Here is a 21,345-nt window from a genome sequence, read left to right as displayed (position 1 = left end):
TCGACCAAAAAGTTGAGAGTTATTCTAACATTTTTGGTCGAAAAAGGGGTTCTTGATTAGAGATTATTTGTTAAATATCAGAAGGTTAGGCTTTTTTTCAGGGGCGACTACCTAGGCTCGCTGGCGTCATTGTTTGGCGGGCTGATTAATCCATTGTATATTTAACTTAGTTTAAGGCAATGCTATTTGTAGTCTCACAAATAGCATTGTTATAAATAATCTTCGGCTTGTTGTTTGGTGGGATTTTGTTAGTCATTTATGAAGATATCTCTAATTATTTGTCATTAATTATCATACCTGCCAGTAATATCAATTGTTCTCGTTATTATTTTGGCTAATCGAAACAATAATATTATTAATGTCTGATGGACGTTTACCAAATTTCTTTTTAAAACTGCGACTAAAATAACTTGGACTTGCATAACCTGCTTTTCTGGATGCGCCGCTAATTGATTCTCCATTTTTAATGAGTTGTAGCGCGTAAGCTAATCGTTTTTCGCGCAAATAATTGGCAGGTGTTTCATCAAGAAAGTACTTACATTTTCGATAAAGTTGGCGTTGACTTACTGCCAGGCTTTCAGCCAGTTGATTAACTCGGTAATCTGCATTCATAATATTGTTGGTCACTTCCTGAATTAGGCGAGTAACAAATGGATGCTGGTAGTTATCATTCGCTATAGCTAAATTAGAGTTATTAATATTAGAAGATTCAATATTAGGGTTGTTGGATTTTTCCAGATCAACATGCCGCAATTGGTTAGTCGAATCGCTAGCATGCTGCTGGGTGGGTTCTGTTGTTGGATTGATAGGTGTTTGTTGAGTTTCAGTCAACTCAAAAGTTGTTTTGCGCTGGTCGGCTGTGTTATTACTCGAATTTGCGCTATTTTGAGAGTCTTCCTTGTTAGCTTCTACCGCCGATTGCAGTGCTAAAGGTTGTGACGCTTCCTTTGGTCTTATCTGGTACATTTGTTATATCACCTTTTGCTAATAAAATTTTGACACGGAACAAAATTTTAATCGTATAAAAAAATATCTGTATATAGGTCATTTCATCCAAGTTGGTCATTTGGTTAACATTAGTGCGCTGATATGCTCATGTTTTCTGTCTCAATTTGCTTATCATTTCTATTCTGTTTATTTGTTACAAATCTGTAGAGCATTGTGTACTGAAACCGACTTTTGTTTAATCCTCGAGATTGCTGACAAATATTATTTCACTCAGTATGAGACTTTATTGTATATTCTCTGGCTAAGGCGATAATTGACACAAATATCCTATACAGACCTGCTGATTAATTTGAATGGATCTGTTTATTTACTTTAATGGCGAGAATTGTAAATTATGCTCTTGAATTAACCTGGTTTTTAAAGATGAATGGTATGTGTTTATTGGAAATTTTATTAAGTGAATTCGGATGATGGAATAAGGTGAATGATGAATCTAACTCAGTTAATTCATAAATGGCAATCGGGTGATAAGTTTTCGGAAGAGAAGCTGTTTAGTGTTACTTACGAGCAGTTTCGTCGCATTGCTAAGGAGAGTATTCAAAAACAAAAAAGCCTTGGTGTTCAACCTAAAAACATTGAAGAGATTATCCATTCAACGACCTCTTTGGTACATGATGCTTATATAAAAATCTCATCAGCACAGACTGTTGATTTAAAAAACAGCCGTGAATTTTATATGTTGGTTGCAACCACAATGCGTCATATCCTGGTTGACTTTTTTCGAAAACAAAACTCAAAAAAACGTGATGTTGATGCTGTCGATAATAAGGAAATAAAAAATATTCCATACTCTCATGAGTTGGAAGACTACTTGACATTAGATAAAGCAATTGAAAACCTGCTCGATAGTTTTCCGCGTCCTGCTGAAATTTTGCAACTAAAATATTTTTTTGGCTTTCAAAATAAAGAGATTGCAGATGTGCTGAATATTTCTGAAAGTACCGTAGATAAAGATTTGAAATTTGCTCGAGGGTGGATAAAGCTACATATTGAAAAGGGAAAATATTAGTCGATGTCCAGTTTGTATGAGCATTTTATTGAATATGAAAATCAGCCGGAAAGTCAAAAAAGCGCTTATCTTGATTCGTTAAAAGCGAAATCAGTTGAACATTATCAAGAATTGGTTGAACTTATTGCTGTTAGTGATAGTGTTGCAGATCAGGATTTTAATCAAGTTATCGGGCGTTCTGTTGAAGCCATTAGTGATGAAGAATCCTGTTTTTTACCTCGTGGTACACAAGTGGGAGCATTTACCGTTGAAAGTCTGTTAGGGCGAGGTGGTATGGGGGCCGTTTATCTGGCTCATCGAAATGATGGTAATTTTGAGCAAAAAGTTGCGCTCAAATTCTTAAATCCGTTATTAACCTATAATCAGTCAAAGTCAATTTTAAATCTTGAAGCTCAGGCGTTATCTCAACTTAATAACCCTTACATTGCCAAGATTTATATGTTTGAAGAAACCTCTGATGGTCGTTCATGCATTGTGATTGAGTATGTTGATGGCAAACCTCTAGATGAATACTTAGCCGAAAATAATCTTTCCCTGGCCGAAAAGCTGCAACTAATGGAAAAAATTATTTATGCTGTTCAACACGCTCATACTAAGCGAATTGTTCATGGTGATTTAAAACCAAGTAATATTTTAATTAATAATCAAGGGGAACCTAAACTGATTGACTTTGGCGTGTCTCGTCAAACTGATAGAACCAATCAAAGTAAAATTATTTATGATTACCTATGTGCATTCAGCTTCGGTTATACTAGCCCGGAACAAATCCGCGGTGAGCCACCAACAACTTTATCTGATGTTTATTCATTAGGTGCGGTGTTGTATTTTATGTTAACTGGTGAAGTACCGGGGGGTAAAAAAACGGAAGCTTTTACCCTTATTAACCCGATTGACTATCAGCAACTTGACTTAATTGATAAAACGTTAACTTGCATTGTCAAACGTTGTTTGGCGACTGATTTTAATGAGCGCTTTGCAACTCCGGAGTCAATGTTTCGTGATATTCAGTCATATATGGAAAAACTACCCGTACGTGCCAGACAATATAACTGGTACGAACGTTTTTACTTGTTTTTCATGCGCAACAAACTGTCCACCAGTTTGGTTATGAGTATTGTTTTTATTTGTTCTATTGCGCTTTCATTTATTTCGCAACAATATAGTGAAATAAAAAACGAGCAAAAAACCAATGATGCCATTTTGTTATCTATGTCTAATTTGTTAACGCAAATTCAGCCTTTGGGACGTAGTATGACAAACCAGGAAAGGGGCCAAATTATTGATGCATTACAAGATGAAATTGAATGGAATTATTTAACAGGGGTAAGTGCGATTCGTTATGCTGTTTATATTACAAAAGCCTATAATAGCATTGGTGCGCATGATAAAGCGCTGGCGTTTTTAAAAGATATTGCAAACCGTTTGCCACCCGTTATCACTCAATCGAAAGAAGCACAGTTTTTAATTAACGCTCAATTTGCCAGTTTGTATTGGAAAAAAGGTGATAGCAAAAATAACGCTTACTATCTGGATAAAATGTTAACTGATATTGATTCATTGTCACTTTCTGCGGAAGAATTTTTATCCGTATTTAGCTCAAATGATTATCCAATTAGTCATTTTAATGACTTGCAATCGTTAAATAAAATGGTGAACTGGTTAAATCGGCAAGATGATTTGAGTGAGCTATCGATTCGCAGTCAGTTTGTACTAAACAGTATTCGAGCAACCTATCATGAAAAGGTTAGTGAAAATAATCGTTCACTATATTATTTAGAAAAGAACTTGCGATTAATGAAGTTGAATAAAGGTATTATGCCTGTTTCTTATTATTTGGTGGCGTTGATGGAGTATCGCAGCCAGTCAGTCAATCTTTATGGTGGACGTAAAGATCATGATTTTGATATTGCGGGAGAGCTAGAAAATTTATTAGCAGAAGAAGTTGGACCGCTACATCCAGAATATTTGAATCTGTTATCACACTTGGTAAGAGTCTATAGTGAGTCGGCAAAACATAAAGTAAAAAGCCTCGCTTTACTTGAGCAGCACGGTCTTGTGCTATTAGAAAAATCGCGTAATGACTTTGTGCTTTCTCGATATCTGGCTAATCTCTATTATTCAATTGGAAATTTTGAGCAGTCGCTAATGATAAGTCATCAAATGCTTGAAGCCACTGCACTACAAATGAAAGGTTTAAAAACTGAAAATATAGTCAATGCACAGTCTGAGTACTTTCATGCGCGTAATCTCTCGCGTACAGTTGGTATCTTACCTGCAATAAACTATTTTGAGCGTGCATTAACCCGTTTTGAAGATCCCGAGAGTTATTCCCCTTTGGTTATTAAAACCAAATATTGCCGACATTTGCTACAGCATAAGATGCTGAAAATAGCGGAGTCTGTATGTAAAGATTCTTATCGTCATGCACAGGATATCCTTACTCGGGAACATAATTTCAGGCAGCAGGCAACCATCAACTGGTTGATGTTTAGCGTTTTATCAAACATTTCGGTGGATGCTGATTTAGTTGAAATGGTTAGTCGCATGATTGGAGAATCGCAAAGTGACCAGCTGAATTATTTGGCAACGAGCGCTTTATTTTATTATTATTTGTCAAACAGAGATTTTGATAAAGCTTTAAGCCAAATTCAGTTCAAAGAAAAAATCAGCCGTTTTTTTGGCTCAGAAATTAACTTGTTTTACGCCCAATACTATGTTGCCTTTGGCGATTTGCTCACAGCAAAAGAGCATTTTAACTTGGCAGTGACTAGATTTTGTACATTTATATCGACGGGGCATTATCATTTCAAGACCATTCAACGATTAGCCAAGGCTTTAAACCAACCATTACCTTGTCATGATCCGGTGATGCTTCAAGCTAAACTAGGGCTGATAGCGGTCAATAAAACTCTTTATGAATCAATAGATTAAAAATTAATTGAGCGCGGGTGTTTACTGTCCGTCAAAAAATTAGCGGTGAGATGAAAAAATTTTACGGATTATTTTTATGATTGCGTATATTTTTTATAGCTCGACACTGTTTTATCTTGTAACGGTTGTGATGGTTTCCATTGACTTAGGTGAATGTTAATTACATGGAGAGAGATAAAATGAACTTAAATATTAATCGATTGATTTATGATATTTATCAGGCGTATCATCTTGTCGATATGACGACAATGATGACGTATTTACAGGAAAAACTTCAGCTACATATTCAAGATTGTCGATTAAACTGGTATATCACAGATTATACGTTAGGACAGGGATTCATCGATGAAACACGACTTGGTTTGTTAGAATCGTGTATAGATAGTCATGGTAACTCAACGAGTATTTCAATTTATTCTTCTGGATGTTTAATTTTAAATTATTGTCATAATCAGTGGCTGAACAATAGCTTTACCTCTGCGCAGCCTATTGGCACAAAGCTCAATGATACTGAATGTGGGGTTTCGCGTATCATATGTCTGGTAGAGCATCCAGTTACACGTGTGGTCAATGTACTATCTTTTGAATTATTTAATGAGTGGGACTGTATTAATGGTTTGTCTGTTGGAGTAAATTTGGCTGAGTGCTTAGCTAATCCCGTGAACCGCACAACGATAAATCTTGAAACTTCTTCAGTGACGGCTTGCCCGTTGTCTTTGTCTGGTTGTCCGCTTTCAGAAAATTCGGTTAAACCGTCGAAGTATTTTTCGCAAAATCAAATGGCATTAATTGAAGCAATCGTTCCGCATTTTATACAAGCTAAAAACTTAAACTTTACGATACAAAGCGCTAAAGAAAAGAACAGTCAATATATGGCTATGGCTAGCAGGCAGGGTATTTTGATTAGTGCATCAAGTGAGTTTTTAGCGTGTCTTGCGGAAGAAGAAATTCAATGGCACGAAATTAGACAGTTGATTCCCCAAATAAATGTCAGTACCGATTGGCAAAGAATTTTTCACAGTAATAATATTTTGGTCAATATAAAGCAGCAAAATCAGAATGTATTGGTTCAATTGATCAAAGGCGGGGTTATTAAAAAGTTAACTAAAAAGCAATATACCATTGCCATGTTGTTGGCAAAAGGTTACAGCTATAAGGAAATTGCCAGACAACAAAATATAGAGCCCTCTACTGTAACTAAGCATGCGAATAATATTTACCGAAATCTAAATGTTACAAATAAAGCCTGCTTAAGCGAGTTAATTTATCAATAGTCGATACCTAGAACGGTAGCCGGTATACCTATGAATACCAGTTAATTAATACTGGTTTATTAAAGAGATAAGATGAGCTTATTGCTTGGTACTTCTAATTTAATTCATCGTTATGTTGAATAAATTAATCTAACAGATGGTTAATTTGTTTGCTGACATTTAAAGTTGAATATTCTCCGCTGAAGATATTTTTAATTGCTTTTATCCTATATAATTCTTTCATGTTGAATAATAAAAACACTTGAGCAGCTAGCGAGGATGAATATGATTGTAAAGGCTACAGAGCGACTTTGTTATCGACAACTGACGGTTGATGATGCTGATATGCTTTTTGAGTTAGAGAGCGATCCGGAAGTACTGCGATACATTAATGGTGGCAATCCGGTAACCCGAAAAGAGTTCGACAAGGTATATATACCTCGTATGGAAAGTTTCTTTAATGCTGAGCAAGGTTGGGGACTCTGGAAAATAGGTCTTAAGCCGGATGACACCTATTTAGGCTGGATATTGATTCGACCAATGGGTTTTTTCAGCGGTGAACCCGAATGGAATAACATTGAAATTGGCTGGCGTTTAAAGAAAGAGTTTTGGGGTAAGGGCTATGCGACAGAGGCGGCACTTAACTTTAAAAATGCATTGTTTAATGTTGAGTCAGTTAACAAGATTACTGCACTGGCGGAAGAGGGTAATGCGGGGTCAATCGCAATTATGAAAAAGATAGGGATGAATTTTATTAATGTTGAAGTTGTTGAGCATGATTTATTAGGAAAAATCCAGGTGGTTATTTATGAGGTTGATAAATAGTCAATCTGTTACAAGGTTCCAATAACGATAACGGAGTGGCTACTTGATTCTATCAAATCTGTTTTATCTAGAATCCATTTTATTGATTGGGTTTTATACCAACTCATTTAATATGCCTGAGCGATTCAGGCATTCAATATTAGCCCTTAGTATGCGACTTTTCACCGGTAAGTGTTAGTAGATTAGCAAATCTTTCAGCGAAATAAGTGATTAAATCGGCGACTAATGGTAATTGGCTCATCCAGATGATCCATAATTGCCTGCAAATGTTCTACTTTATCGGTATTCACATACTTTAAATAATTAATATTGATAATGGTACTACGATGAACCTGCCAAAAATATTCGGGAGATAATTGCTCATAAAGTGTTTTTAAAGAGCTTTCAATCAAGGCTTCTTTTTCTGCCGTGACAACTTTGACATATCGACCATTTGCTTTAAAACAAATAATATCATCAACAGGTAAAAACCAGAGTTTGCTACCGATTTTTACTCTTAAACGAGAAAGGTATTTTCCTGAATCAAGTGTTGTTTCTTCTACAACAGGACTCGCCGCTGATGGTTGGCTATTCATGAGCTTTTTAGTACGTGTGATACACTGATAAAGTCGGTCATCAGAATAGGGTTTGAGTAAGTAATCCAGTGCACCACTTTCAAAAGCCTGTATGGCATATTTATCAAAAGCTGTAACAAATATGATATGGCAGGGGTGTTCAATATTATTAGCGACTTGAATCCCCGTCAGGTCGCCCATTTTTATATCTAAAAAGGCGACATCAGGTTTGAGTTCATTGATTGATTTTAACGCATCCAGTCCGCAGCTTTCTTCGGCGATAATTTCTGCTTCTGGCCAGTATTTGTTCAACTTTTTAATGAGACTGGTACGTAAAATAAGCTCATCTTCGGCGACTAATATTTTAATATTCATGGTTACAAATCCAAGGGAATAATCAAATCAACAACGGTTTTTTTATTATTTTCACAGTAAAAATTCAAGTAAGCATTTTTACCATAGACGACATTCAAGCGAGATTTCAAATTAATAATGCCAGTACCCGTGGGCTTTTTATTGAGCAGCCCGGCTGTATCTATCACAGATATTTTTAGTTTTCTTTTCTTATGCATACTGACAATCACTTCAAGCTTACCCATTCCGCGATTTTTCTCAATACCATGCTTGATTGCATTTTCTACCAGCGTAAGAATCGACATGGGTAAAACCGGATGTAAACGAAACTTTCGCGGTGATGATATGTTGTATCTGAGTTTATCTGAATATCGAATTTTCTGAATATTGAGATAATGTCTGATTAATTCGATTTCATCTTCAAGATAGATAAACTTCTTTTGAAAAAGTGGAATACTGCTGCGCAAATAATCGGTTAAATGTTCGAGCAATAATTTTGCTTTTTGTGGTTCAAAGTCGATTAAACTGTGCAGATTAGCCAGCGTATTAAAGAAAAAATGAGGTTCTATTTGTGCTTGAAGTAAGTGTAATTTCATCTCCAGCTTATCGCGCTCGGCAAATTGTTTCTCAAGCTCCTGACGTAGCATTTGGTATTGCGGTTTTGCCTGCTGCCCCTTAATAAAATAAATAATAGAAAAAGACCAATAAATTGGCAGCATGAGTATCAGCATATAAGAAATCGCTTCTAAAACGGGATGAAGCTTCGTTTGATTCCAGTCATGAAAAATGCTGTTTAAAATAACACTGATAACCACACCGGTTGCGCCAATATAGGCAAGTTGTGTTGGTGTGAGTGGTGATTCTGGATTTTTCGAAAAATATAAATAGGTAATAGTGAGAGAAAAACCCGTCAAATTAAGTGTTTTAATATAAAAAAGTAATATCTGGGTAAAATTGAGATCACTGGGACTGGTGCCAATAAACTCAAAATAGAGGCTATAGAGTAGTGCAAAAAAGCAGTTGATTAAGAAAAGTACAATTATATTCTTTATTGTAAAACTGGTTCTCAGAGCCTTAACTCGTTTGAAGATACTCAACATATAACTGTAGATCTGATTTCAGGAGTATTTGTAATAGTAACTGAAAGAAAAAAGACATACACCAATTTTGAATACACAAGTTGGCATATGTCTAAAAAGATCTACTTTGAGATCTACCAAGAAATAACATAAGAGCCTAATATACTAATTTAGAATAATACTAAATTAGTCATAACTACTTAGGAGTGTTTACCTCTCTTTTCCAAGGAAATTTGCGATAAACATAGCTAGGAAAGCAAAAATCTCAAATAATGGCAATCGCCTTATATATAAATAGTTGAATAGGTTCAACTAATGGACTGAACAATGTCATGAGTGGTTAATCACAATAATGAGATGAACGCAATAGAACGTAACGTGCACTTCCTTTTTTTGAACAAAAAACAACCATTTAAGAAGAGGTAAATTCATAAAAATCGACGTTAGCACCCCATTCACTTGCCAATTTTGAGGTTTAAGTGGTTTTTGATGTGAAGCATATAGTGAGTTATTGTCATCAATAAATCATTCAGACTATCTATAAAGAGGTAAGGGAGTTCAATGGTATTCGTCATGCCTATACCAGAATTTCTGGTAAAACGATTGACCATGAAGTCACAGATATGAAGTAATTGATTAAAAGACTTTTGGTAAAAGCAAACATTAAAAGTCAACATCAAAAGTATAAAATTGCTTTTAAAAGTAACTAGAATGGCGTACACCTAATTGATGGAATACACCAGTTAAATGTGAAATATCAATTCAGGTTTTTCAATATTGGGATTTTATTGTGACAGTCATTTTTTTTAAATAAATCTGTCGTATTTTTGTCACAATTAATTTTTTTCTTATTCGGTTTTTATGACCGATAAGTTTTATGAATAAAGCTTAAGCCAACATTAATAGAATAACTCATTATTACATAAAGAAAAAATTATCCTGTTAATGTCTAGTGATATTTTTTAGCAGCACAAACACTATCAAAATTGTTCATTTTTAGGATTCGTCATATTCCTACATAAGATATAAATGGGTGTCACACTTCGCTAGTTATGGATCTAATGCGTCATAAAAGCTACATATTTCTCTGCTAATTTTCACTATTAATATAGATAATTGGAAGTTGAATAATTGTATACCGAATTAGCTGCATCTGTTATTGGCATATATCTGGTTTATCGAATCTTTATTCGATTAAGACTATCACGTGCTAAACATCCATCGCTTCGTGGACACTCCAAGTGGTCAAGACGAATTGCAAAGCAGATCCCATTTTTTTCTTATGATCAAAAATACTTTTTTGCGTGTGATGGTGCGCCAGAAGATATTCAGCAGAAAAGAAAAGCAGCCTTAGAACAGTTAAAGAATCATGCTAATAGCAGCTCTCCTAAAACGATTGCTTTTTTATCACAAATAAAAAGCTCTATTTCGGATATTATTTTTACCAGCGCATATCGTATTCCGTTTCCTTTTCGAGATGTGTTACACAAAGAGCTACTACTCGGTTCAATCGTTGATGAAAGTAAAGGTGTTCAACTTAAAGATATTGATGGCAATTGGCGTTACGATCTTTCAGGATCATATGGCGTCAATGTTTTTGGATATGACTTTTATAAAGACTGTATTCAAAAGGGCGCAGAGAAAGTTCAGGATTTAGGGCCTGTTCTCGGTCCTTATCACCCTGTGATTCAACAAAATGTTGAAAAAATTAAAAAGATTGCCGGGTTAGATGAAGTCTCATTTCATATGTCGGGGACTGAAGCGGTTATGCAAGCTGTGCGGCTTGCTCGTTATCATACTGGGCGTTCGCATCTGGTACGTTTTTGTGGGGCTTATCATGGATGGTGGGATGGTGTTCAACCAGGTATTGGTAATCAACGTCAAGTCAATGATGTGTACACCTTGAGCGAGTTTAGTGAAGCGACGATTAAAGTTTTAGAAACTCGTAAAGATATTGCTTGTGTACTCATTAATCCACTTCAGGCGTTTCATCCAAACTCGGACGGGCCCAGTGACTCAACACTGGTAGCCAGCAATCGCGCAACACACTTTGATCGTGAAAAATATGCAGATTGGTTACAACGTATTCGCAATATTTGTACGCAAAGAAATATCGTATTGATTTTTGATGAAATCTTTACCGGATTTCGTTTGGGTTACCGTGGCGCACAAGAATACTTTAATGTTCAGGCCGACATGGTAACTTATGGTAAAACCTTAGGAGGCGGTCTACCAATCGGCGTGTTATGTGGTAAGCATCACCTAATGAAGCGCTTTAAAGATGACTCTCCTGCATTTGTTTCTTTTGCTAGAGGAACATTTAATTCTCACCCCTACGTCATGGGAACGATGAATGAGTTTTTAAATCGTATCGAATCCCCAGAAATACAACAGCATTACAGTCAGATTGAATCTATCTGGAATGAACGGGTACAACGCTGGAATGATAAATTAGCGGCTAAAAACCTACCGATTAAAATTGAAAGTATGCATACCATTTTGACAGTAATCTATTTATTACCTAGCCGCTTTAACTGGATGCTGCAATTTTATTTGCGTGCCAACAATCTGGAATTAGCCTGGATTGGAACTGGGCGCTTCATTATGCCATTTAATGTGTCAGAAGAAGACTTTGAAAATATTTGTGACTGTTTTATTCAAGCGGTCGAACAAATGCAAGCTGACCAATGGTGGTGGCAACCAGAAAACTATAGTAACAAAGTTATTCAGCGATTAATGCTCAATGATATTTTACGTGCAAAATTTCCGATACTTAGCAAGATAATTTCTTCGCCCGCTGCTCCTGTTTACAAGAGTGATAAAGAGACGATAAAAAGAGTTAGTTAGATATGATTCATTTGTTTAATCAGAGCAGTACCAGTGATTTTAGACAATCACTTGATTCAGAGTTCAAACAATACTTACAAAAAGAGTCGCAACGATTTCCGCGTGCTGACTGTTTGAAGATTGATTTGCACTGTCATGATCGAAATAGTGATGTGCCAGATGAATTATGGGGGCGAATACTTGGTCTTCCAGAAACCTGGTTAAAGACTAAAAAGTTGGTGAAGTTGTTAAATGATAATGGTTGTGACGTACTAACGGTCACTAATCACAACAATGCTCGATCGTGTTGGAAATTGCTTGAAAAAGGTGTGGATGTTTTAGTCGCGGCTGAATTTACTTGTTACTTTCCTGAGTACGAGTTATTTGTGCATGTGCTCACTTATGGGTTTACGCCAGAACAAGAAGAAATACTAAATCAAAAGCGCAGTAACATCTATGACTTTGTTCGTTATGCTGCTGAATGGGATATCCCATTAATTTTGCCGCATCCGCTATATTTTTATACGCGCAACGAAAAAATTGAGTTGGCTATTTTTGAAAAGCTAGCTGTCATGTTTCAGCGATTTGAAGTACTTAATGGGCAACGAGATTTATGGCAAAGTGTTTTAACGCTCAACTGGGTGCAAAGTTTAACACCAGAAAAAATTGAATTTTATGCAAAAAAGCATCAATTAAATCCGGCTGATTTTGGTGTCAATCCATTAAAGCCTAAAATTTTAACTGGTGGTTCTGATGATCATATGGGAATTTTTGCTGGTGAATGTGGTTCACTGTTATATGTGCCAAATCTTGAAGAAAAATTAAAGTTCAGTAATCCTTCAGAATTGGCACTTGAAGCCATTAAACAAGGTAATATCAGTCCGTTTGGTCACGTCGGTGAAAACCAAAAGTTAAATATTGCATTGCTGGATTACTTTACGCAAATTGCGACAAAAATTAAAGATCCTGGTTTGATGCGAATCTTTTTGCATTATGGTGAAACCAAAGATAAATTATCCTGCTTTGCAATTAGCAATCTGCTGTTAGAAATGCAAAAGCATAAACATACAATGAAGTTTTTTGAATTTATTCATGATGCACTTCAAGGTAAAAAGCCAAGCAAACTATTGCAGTGGCAAATTTCAAAAGACTATAAATTCTGTATCAAGTATCTAGAAGATATCGCTAATAGTAAAAAGGTTTCTCCTGAGAAATTTGTTGATACCGTTAATCGATCAATTACCGAATTATTTACTCAGCTTAATCATTTGATTGTTAAACGAATTAAAAAGACGTCGTTCGTTAAAGATAAAATCGTTCTCGAAGGTTTTTCAACAGAAGAGCTGACTCGTAAATTTGAAATTCCAAGTCAAGTAACCGCTTTGTTTTCAAGTAAAACCAGTAAAAAAAGACCTAAAGATATTAGCGGCCTCAATTTTAATGACTTATTGGATAATTTATCATTTCCCGTTTTAATGACGATTATTTTAACGGGGGTTACATTGGCAAGCACTCGATTGCTTTACCAAAATAGAGATTTCTTAAATCAGTTTGCTAATCATTTAGGAAAAAATAGCCACCGTAAACGAGCGCTTTATTTAACCGATACCCTAAAAGATAAAAATGGTGTGTCAAATTCGCTTTCAGGAAAACTAAAAGAAATTCAGCGTGCTGACTTACCAATTGATTTTTTAATTTGTCACGATAGTGCGCAAGAAGAAGACCACTTAATGGTATTGCCTCCAATTACCAGTTTTAGCTTGCCTAATTATGGTGAACAGGAAATTCGTATACCAAATCTGATGGAAATTGCTCGGATTTTTTATTCTGGTGGTTATGACCGCATTATTTGCTCAACCGAAGGTCCAATGGCTCTGGTGTCTTTATTCTTAAAAGAAATGTTTAATGTTCCCTGTTATTTCTTTATGCATACCGATTGGATCGATTTTATTAAACATACAACTAATCTTAATCAACACGAGAGAGATCGGATTCGTCGATTGCTTCGATTATTGTACAAGCAATATAATGGGGTGTTTGTATTAAATAATGAGCACAAAGACTGGTTAACCGGATACCAAATGCAGTTAGAAAAAGAAAAAGTCTTTTTAACTGCGCATCATACCAAGCCAAGAGATTATTCAATTAAAGCGATTGATAAAAAATCACTTTTCCCTGATTGCAGTGAGGATACACCTGTACTATTTTTAGCTTGCCGTATCAGTCGCGAAAAAGGTATTTTTGAACTCCCCGAAATTTTAAAGCGAGTTAAGCAATCAATTCCAGACATTAAAATTGTTATTGCAGGATCGGGCCCTGATTCTGATGAGCTTCAACAAGCTTTGCCTGAGGCTAAGTTATTAGGTTGGCAAAGTCACGAACAACTCTCTGCTTTGTACCTTGGTTTGGATTTGTTTGTCTTCCCGTCACGTTTTGATACGTTTGGTAATGTTATTCTAGAATCCTTCAGTCATGGTATGCCGGTCATTGCTTTTAATTGTAAAGGTCCAAAAGATTTAATAGAGCATCATGATAATGGTTACTTGGTTGAAAATAATCAACAGATGAGCGATTACATCATTAATCATTTTTCTCATCCACAAAAGCATAGCAAAATGGCTGAAAGTGCAATAAATCGGGCTAAATCCTATCAGGCTGAGCCAATTATGCAGCAATTTTTATTTGACCTCGGGCTTCGCGATGAACCGGTGAATATTAATCAAATAGAAATCAATGAAACAACTATCGATATAAGTGAAGCTACCATTGAAAACACTAAACGCATCGTCGCCTGACACAACCATCAAACCCGTTAATGAGCTGACATTTGCAGAGAGGTTAAATTTTTTAATTACTAACCGAGTTCCTAGACGCTTACTGACTCGATTTATGGGGTGGTATAGTGGTATTGAAAGTATTTGGCTGACGCGTCTATCTATTAAAATATGGTCGCTATTTGTTGATGACCTAAAGCTGCATGAAGCGAAAAAACAATCTTTTGGTAGTTTAAGAGAATGCTTTATTCGCCAACTAAAAGAAGGTGTTCGACAAATCGATTATCGCGAAAATATTATTGTCAGTCCTTGTGATGCGATTGTTGGTAGTTGTGGCAAACTCGATGGTAAGACACTGTTTCAGACTAAAGGTTTTCCGTATGAATTAAGTGATCTTATCCCGGATAAATCATTAAGCGATAAGTATATAAACGGCACTTATGTAACTTTGCGCTTAAAGTCGAGTATGTATCATCGCTTTCATGCGCCAACTGACTGCAAGGTAAAGCAGCTAAATTACATTTCGGGAGATACCTGGAATGTTAATCCGGTTGCATTGAAGTGTATCGAAAATCTTTATTGTAAAAATGAAAGAGTCGTTATTGAATTGTTGTTAAACAAAACCGGCAGTATCACACTAGTTCCAGTTGCAGCTATTTTAGTCGCTAGTATGAAACTACACTGTCTGGATGAAACTCTCGACTTAAAATATAAAGGTCCTAACCTGATTAATTGCGATGCGCGATTTGGTAAAGGTGATGAGCTTGGGTATTTTCAGCATGGCTCAACAATTATTGTCTTTGCAACTGGTGAGTTTAATCTATGTCAAGATATTGAAAGTGGGCAAGAGATTAAAATGGGACAACCGTTATTAATTGAGAGCGACGTCATGCAAAACTGATATTTATAAAAAAACCGAGGCTTGTTTTTAGCCTGAGGATGAATTTGTATTGGAAATTTAAAATTAAAGAAGGTGAATAGCAATGAAATTTTACGAAGAACTGAAAAAACAACGTTGGGATGACCATCGTTATTATCATCATAACCGGATTAATCAATTCCTGCATTTGATTAGTGCAACCTGCTTTTTAACGAGTTATGTTTTACTTTTTATTGACCCGGTAAGTGCTGTTATGATTGGCTGGTTATTGGCGATGATTCTTCGTCAGATTGGACATTTCTTTTTTGAACCAAAAACTTATGATCAGGTGAACGAAGCTAGTCACGAGTTTAAAGAAAGTATTAAGGTTGGTTATAATTTAAGAAGAAAAGTTATATTACTTTCAGTATGGGTTATTGCTCCTGTGATTCTTTATTATGATTCAACGATGTTAGGTATGCTTCAAGCGAGAGAAGGAATCAACGGATATTTATATAATCTATCTTTAACTTGGTTATTTATTGGAATGGGGGCATTGGTCTTCAGAACAGTTCATTTGTTTTTTATCATGGGGTTTCAGTCTGGTTGTGTATGGTTTACTAAAATATTAACTGACCCTTTTCATGATATTAAAATTTATCATAAAGCGCCTTACTATATTATGAAAGGCGAAATGTATGATGATATGTCTGATTGGTATGATGAAAAATTAGTTGCTCAAAAAAGCTAATTGTCAGTTTAAAAGCAATTGAAATATAGACTAATTAACTATTTAGCTAAATCGTTAGCGGTTATTCGATAACTTAGTTGTATGTATCAAATAACCCTAACGAGTTTTATGATTTTCTTTGGGAATTTATAGAATCCCATGTATATTAAAGTCTTAGTTAAACACGTTTATTTGTCTGATATTATTTAGAGCCTCTTATTTAAACTAACTCATTGCTCTCATATGATGAGAAAAACCTTTAGTTAAAAACTCCATTTGATCAGCTAAAATGTTGCGATTAGCTAACGCGAGATATTCCCACTTATTCGGTCTAAAAGGAACGGCTAATAATTTCATACCGGCTTCTTCTGGTGTTTGACAGGCCTTAAGATTATTACAGGCTTTACAGGCAGAAACACAATTTGCCCAAGTATCTTCTCCGCCTCTAGCTCGAGGTATAACATGATCTCGAGTTAACATTGAACGACCAAATTTTTTTCCACAATATAAACATAAGTGTCTATCACGCTGAAATAGTGAAATATTGGACAACTTGGGGGTTTGAATATCATGCAGGTGAATTTCACCATCTGTTGCGATAACTGAAGCAATATCAATAAAAGATTGTTTGCCTGTTAATCGAGAAATACCTCCATGCAATCTCATCGATAATTCACCATAAGTCCATAACACCTGTTCTTTGGCGTATAAACAAGCGGCTTCTTCGATGCCTATCCATTCCATTGCTTGACCGGCTTTATTTAAGCGTAAGATTTGTGCTGACATCTTACTTTCTCCTTTTGATTTTAAGCTGATTAACAATCGGGATCGCATAACTTAACCTTAAGTTTAGTGTATTTTTATCTAAAAACGATGAATTTCTAGTGACAACACAAAAAGCAATACCAATTACTAAATAAGTAGAGTTTAAATATACATCCTTGTTTAATTGTCCTTGAATTCCAATTGCTGGATTTCTAATGAGGAAAACGCAACGTTTTCCAATAAAATTAACCCCGAGTACGGACTTACACCGTCATAACTGTCTCATTAAACCTCGGCATTCAATGATGGATGTTCTGTTGTATAAAAAATAAATGTTGCAGCAATAAAATGAGGTTTTTTATTGACGAAGGTGGTGCAACATAAATTACGGCGATAAAAAAAGCCCGGCGATTGAACTCGACCGGGCTTTTTTCAATCGAGGCTGTTATCGCAGCCTCAATAGATCATTAAGGCTAACGCTGATTTTCTCCTGATTTTATGCGAGTACTTTTTATTTCTGCATAAGTTGTTACAGCATTAACAAAGCATTGCACAAGCGATCGCATCTGTAGAAAATACAGAGCAAATAGATTGCTAAAATGATTTAAGGCTGTAAGTTTGAGCATTTCAGGATATATTTTTGTTGTTTAGTAATGTGGCGTATTAAAACATCATTCTCATTGGGATGCAATTGAAAACAATAAAAAACAAATAAAAAATCAAATTAAAACAATGTGTTACGTGTTTTTTTTGGTGAGTCTATTCCTTCCCGTTTAGAGAATAGTGATATGTTTTAATTTGTAAAATACTCAAACATAGAGTGATAAATTTATTATGCTAATTCGATGCAATATTGCTTTCTCCCTAAGATAAAAATATTTAATCGGTTTGTCAGGCACTCGTATTCTGCCAGTTTAAAACATAGAAATTGTTGGTCCTGATGCCTTTAACGATTACGCTAATCTATTTTAAATAAACAGGCTGGCTATCATTGATGTTGTAATCAAATCAAAGCGTTTGTAAATATCAGTGATGGATTTCGAATACATGTATTCGAGAGATATCATCAAACCGAAAGTCTTTGCTTCCAGTTGATGGAAGCGATTAAATGTTGTTTAGATTGTTGAAATAATCTTTACTCATATAGCAACAGTTGTTTGGGTTATTGGGTTAAAAGTATCAAAATAATTAAGATACATGATATTTGATGCGCCATTATATTGGGCCTAAGCCAAAATGCAAATACAAATAGTTATTTAAAACCGTTAGGCTTCAATTTTACAAAGCGATCAACCGGGTTGTAAGTTTAGCCCATTCACTATAATTTGATGAAGTCCCATACCTAGTGGCGTAATCGTGATCGTTTCAGGAATAAATTGATTAATGATACAGGCGTTAGTAATCGCATGTTGACTCAATGATGCTGTTATGAAGCGTCCACCATTAAATAGGGCCATCGGCAACATTAATTGATCTGCCAGATACTCATCGACAACCGCCGTTGATTTTACATAATTTAAATATTGTTTAATGACATTGTCTGCAACCTTTTCAGCTGAAATGCCTTTTTGTCCAATTGCATCAAAGACGACTGATAAATTTTCAAAATTTATTGCTAAAGAAATTAAATTACCTGAGCCGACCGAACGAGCAGGGTGGTGAGCCAATTGAGCCCCTGTCCATCCCAGTCGCTTTTTTATCTGTGCTAGCTCTCTGGCTGCCACATGAGTTGGTATTAAAGAGTGATAAACTGTGGCCTTTTGGCTAATTATTTTACCTTGTTGATTCAGATTAAGTGCAATGCCTGTTGTGCGCGGACTGATCGTTGCTTGCCATACACCCTTGCCGGCAGGAAAAAATCCAAAAGCTGAAATTTGGTGATCAATGCAGATTCCCATTTTTCTTATTACTTGCAAAAAGCTTTTAGTTAGGAATTCGTAACTCGGGGCCAAGGGATTATGAGTACCACCACCTAATTCAATTCTAGACAACCGATTGGCCAAAGATAAAACTGGCATGACTGTCTGAAATATTAAAGTTGTACTGGCGGCTGTATCGGTATAAAACTGATATTGCCCTGACTCAATAGGACCAGGTATGAATTCAATTTGTGTTGAGTTGATTTCATTACCCGATACTTTAGCATTGCATACCTGTTGTGCCGCATCGATACAAGCTCGATGTTGAAGACGTAGTCCGGGCTTTTTACGTCCAGCACGAATATTGTTTATACTGATAGGCTGCTGTAAGCAAGCTGCCAAGGTTAGTGAGGTACGTAAAATTTGTCCGCCGCCTTCGCCGAGTGCGCCATTGATATTAAGTATTGGGCGAGATGTCATAGTTTTCCTTTGTCCTTGAGGTTATTTACTGTTTTGGGTAATGCAACGAATTCCTTTTGTCCCGAGAACTGCTCTCTATTAAACCAGTGTCGAGTCTTACAGTTGTTATCATTCATTGGTTTGAAAGATAAAAATTAGCGATTATTGTGCCAGTTTTTTGCATAAAATTAAAAACTTAATTTTCTAAGTTTAACCGCTTGAAAATAATCGGTTTAAAAAAATAAAGTAGTAAATAGTCGCTATCAAATGAGTTAATCTTACAAGGCTGCCATATCGATTATGATAGAGCAGTATTTAATTTGATAGGCTTTTCGATGTGTTAGTTGATCTAAATCGCTCGCTTAAGTAAGATGACTGCTTCAAAATCTAATTCAGTGAGATGATAATTTGGCAACTACAGTGATCAGTCTGCTTGGAACTAATCTCGACAGACGAGGAAAAAATGCCAAGCGGTGGGAAAAATGGCGGCCTACTGTTGCACTTTGCCAGCAAACTGAATTACCGATTAATAAATTAATCTTGCTTTATGAAGCTAATTTTAAAAATCTTGCTAAACAAGTTAAAGAAGATATCGCCACAGTTTCACCAATAACGACAGTAATATTGTATGAAGTCAGTTTTAGTGATCCTTGGGATTTTGGCGCGGTCTATAGTGAACTTTTTGATTTTAGTCAAAAGTATTCATTTAATGTCGATGAAGAAGACTATCTGATTCATATCACAACAGGAACTCACGTTGCGCAAATTTGTCTTTATTTGCTAACAGAAACTCACTATTTACCAGGCAAGTTATTTCAAACTTCACCAGGCAACAAAGATAACCCCAGCGTGGGTAAATTCCAAATTATTGACTTGGATTTGTCGAAATATGATCAAATTGCCTCGCGCTTTAATCAATTACGTATTGAAGGCGTTGATTATTTAAAGTCGGGTATACAAACCCAAAATTCGCAGTTTAATAAGATGATAGCCGAACTCGAAAAAGTGTCTGTACTTTCTTGTGAACCGATGTTGATTTCTGGTCCAACAGGCGCAGGTAAAACTCAATTGGTGAAAAGAATTTATGAACTAAAAAAGCAACGTGGCCAAATTTCGGGTAAATTAATTGTTATAAACTGTGCGACTTTACATGGCGACAAAGCCATGTCGACACTATTTGGTCATAGAAAAGGTGCTTTTACTGGTGCAAATTCGGCGCGCAACGGGGTATTGCTTGAAGCTGACTCGGGTCTTTTATTTTTAGATGAGGTCGGCGAATTAGGACTTGATGAGCAAGCGATGTTACTCAGAGCAATAGAAGAAAAAAGCTATTTACCCTTAGGTGCAGATTTTGAAGTACAGAGTAACTTTCAATTAATTGCAGGTACTAATCGAGACTTGAATAAAATGGTTAGGGACAGACTTTTTAGGGAAGACTTGTTGGCTCGAATTAATTTGTGGTGTTACCAGTTACCATCGCTTAAAGATCGCATTGAAGATCTCGAGCCAAATCTAGACTATGAGTTACAAAAATTTACGAATAAGGCTGGTTTTTTAGTCAGCTTTAATAAAGCTGCTCGAGAACGCTATCTCACATTTGCAATGTCTCCTGCGGCAACCTGGAAAGCAAACTTTAGAGATCTCAATTCAAGTGTTACGCGTATGGCAACTTTGTCTGAAGGCGGCCGAATTTCAGAAAAGTTAGTTATTGATGAAATTGAACGTCTTAAAAATGATTGGAAAAACGAGCAAACGTCGGTTTACCCTGAACAAATTGTACAAAGTTTATTAGGTGATAATGCCACACAAATTGATTTATTCGATCAGTTTATGTTGAGCGCTATCATCGAAGTATGTCAACATTCACAGTCAATGGCCGAAGCAGGTAGAAAATTATTTAATGTTTCACGTTTAAATAAGAAGTCGACCAATGATTCTCACCGCTTAAAACAGGTTTTACAGAAGTATGGTTTAAGTTTTGATGACTTACGCAATTTTTAAGTATGGTAAGTGTTTGAATAAATTAATTCTTATCATATTTAATTTAAGGGAGTTGTTTG

The 21,345-nt window shown here is 35.7% G+C and carries 14 protein-coding genes; 9 read left to right on the top strand and 5 right to left on the bottom strand.

Annotated elements, in window-relative coordinates; genetic code table 11:
• Nucleotides 1-309: 309 nt before the first annotated feature.
• Nucleotides 310-966: a helix-turn-helix domain-containing protein gene (locus ABVT42_RS20075; protein WP_353897709.1), complete on the bottom strand. Its 657-nt coding sequence runs from the start codon at nucleotides 964-966 to the stop codon at nucleotides 310-312.
• A gap of 466 nt (nucleotides 967-1,432) precedes the next feature.
• Between ABVT42_RS20075 and ABVT42_RS20070 the strand changes: the two genes are divergently transcribed.
• The 4 genes from ABVT42_RS20070 to ABVT42_RS20055 all read left to right on the top strand — a co-directional run bounded on the left by ABVT42_RS20070 (nucleotide 1,433) and on the right by ABVT42_RS20055 (nucleotide 7,026).
• Nucleotides 1,433-2,017: an ECF-type sigma factor gene (locus ABVT42_RS20070; RefSeq protein WP_353897708.1), complete on the top strand. Its 585-nt coding sequence runs from the start codon at nucleotides 1,433-1,435 to the stop codon at nucleotides 2,015-2,017.
• 3 nt (nucleotides 2,018-2,020) lie between these two features.
• Nucleotides 2,021-4,948 carry a serine/threonine protein kinase gene (locus ABVT42_RS20065; protein WP_353897707.1) on the top strand — a complete coding sequence of 976 codons (2,928 nt, stop codon included), beginning with the start codon at nucleotides 2,021-2,023 and terminating at the stop codon, nucleotides 4,946-4,948.
• A gap of 179 nt (nucleotides 4,949-5,127) precedes the next feature.
• Nucleotides 5,128-6,222, top strand: a complete 1,095-nt coding sequence (locus ABVT42_RS20060) for a helix-turn-helix transcriptional regulator (RefSeq protein ID WP_353897706.1) — start codon at nucleotides 5,128-5,130, stop codon at nucleotides 6,220-6,222.
• 264 nt (nucleotides 6,223-6,486) lie between these two features.
• Entirely contained in the window at nucleotides 6,487-7,026 is a 540-nt protein-coding gene (locus ABVT42_RS20055; protein ID WP_367024307.1) for a GNAT family N-acetyltransferase, read from the top strand.
• 194 nt (nucleotides 7,027-7,220) lie between these two features.
• Here the strand turns inward: ABVT42_RS20055 and ABVT42_RS20050 are convergent, their stop codons facing one another.
• Both ABVT42_RS20050 and ABVT42_RS20045 read right to left on the bottom strand, forming a co-directional pair.
• Complete coding sequence (locus tag ABVT42_RS20050) at nucleotides 7,221-7,955, bottom strand: LytR/AlgR family response regulator transcription factor (protein ID WP_353897704.1); 735 nt, start codon at nucleotides 7,953-7,955, stop codon at nucleotides 7,221-7,223.
• A gap of 2 nt (nucleotides 7,956-7,957) precedes the next feature.
• Entirely contained in the window at nucleotides 7,958-8,848 is an 891-nt protein-coding gene (locus tag ABVT42_RS20045) for a sensor histidine kinase (RefSeq protein ID WP_353897703.1), read from the bottom strand.
• 1,296 nt (nucleotides 8,849-10,144) lie between these two features.
• Between ABVT42_RS20045 and ABVT42_RS20040 the strand changes: the two genes are divergently transcribed.
• From ABVT42_RS20040 to ABVT42_RS20025, 4 genes are all read left to right on the top strand, one after another.
• Nucleotides 10,145-11,860 (top strand): aminotransferase class III-fold pyridoxal phosphate-dependent enzyme, encoded by a 1,716-nt coding sequence (locus ABVT42_RS20040; protein WP_353897702.1) that lies wholly within the window; start codon nucleotides 10,145-10,147, stop codon nucleotides 11,858-11,860.
• A gap of 2 nt (nucleotides 11,861-11,862) precedes the next feature.
• Complete coding sequence (locus ABVT42_RS20035; RefSeq protein ID WP_353897701.1) at nucleotides 11,863-14,634, top strand: glycosyltransferase; 2,772 nt, start codon at nucleotides 11,863-11,865, stop codon at nucleotides 14,632-14,634.
• Nucleotides 14,606-15,514 carry an archaetidylserine decarboxylase gene (asd, locus tag ABVT42_RS20030; RefSeq protein ID WP_353897700.1) on the top strand — a complete coding sequence of 303 codons (909 nt, stop codon included), beginning with the start codon at nucleotides 14,606-14,608 and terminating at the stop codon, nucleotides 15,512-15,514. Before ABVT42_RS20035 ends, asd begins: the two co-directional genes overlap by 29 nt.
• A gap of 82 nt (nucleotides 15,515-15,596) precedes the next feature.
• Nucleotides 15,597-16,223, top strand: coding sequence for an Mpo1-like protein (locus ABVT42_RS20025; RefSeq protein WP_353897699.1), 627 nt, complete (start codon nucleotides 15,597-15,599; stop codon nucleotides 16,221-16,223).
• A 204-nt stretch (nucleotides 16,224-16,427) separates the two neighbouring features.
• Here ABVT42_RS20025 and ABVT42_RS20020 read toward each other — a convergent pair whose 3' ends face one another.
• Nucleotides 16,428-16,988: an HNH endonuclease gene (locus ABVT42_RS20020; RefSeq protein ID WP_353897698.1), complete on the bottom strand. Its 561-nt coding sequence runs from the start codon at nucleotides 16,986-16,988 to the stop codon at nucleotides 16,428-16,430.
• 1,268 nt (nucleotides 16,989-18,256) lie between these two features.
• On the bottom strand, nucleotides 18,257-19,306 hold the full coding sequence (gene rtcA, locus ABVT42_RS20015; protein ID WP_353897697.1) for an RNA 3'-terminal phosphate cyclase: 1,050 nt from the start codon (nucleotides 19,304-19,306) through the stop codon (nucleotides 18,257-18,259).
• Nucleotides 19,307-19,693: 387 nt separating this feature from the next.
• On the opposite strand from rtcA, the gene rtcR reads away from it, so the two are divergent.
• Entirely contained in the window at nucleotides 19,694-21,286 is a 1,593-nt protein-coding gene (gene rtcR / locus ABVT42_RS20010) for an RNA repair transcriptional activator RtcR (protein ID WP_353897696.1), read from the top strand.
• Nucleotides 21,287-21,345 lie beyond the last annotated feature (59 nt).

It is taken from the genome of Aliikangiella maris (assembly GCF_040719265.1).
In the GTDB taxonomy this organism is placed as follows: Bacteria; Pseudomonadota; Gammaproteobacteria; order Enterobacterales; family Kangiellaceae; genus Aliikangiella; species Aliikangiella maris.
Note: the sequence above shows the minus strand (reverse complement) of the source record. Positions and strands in the feature narration are given on the sequence as shown.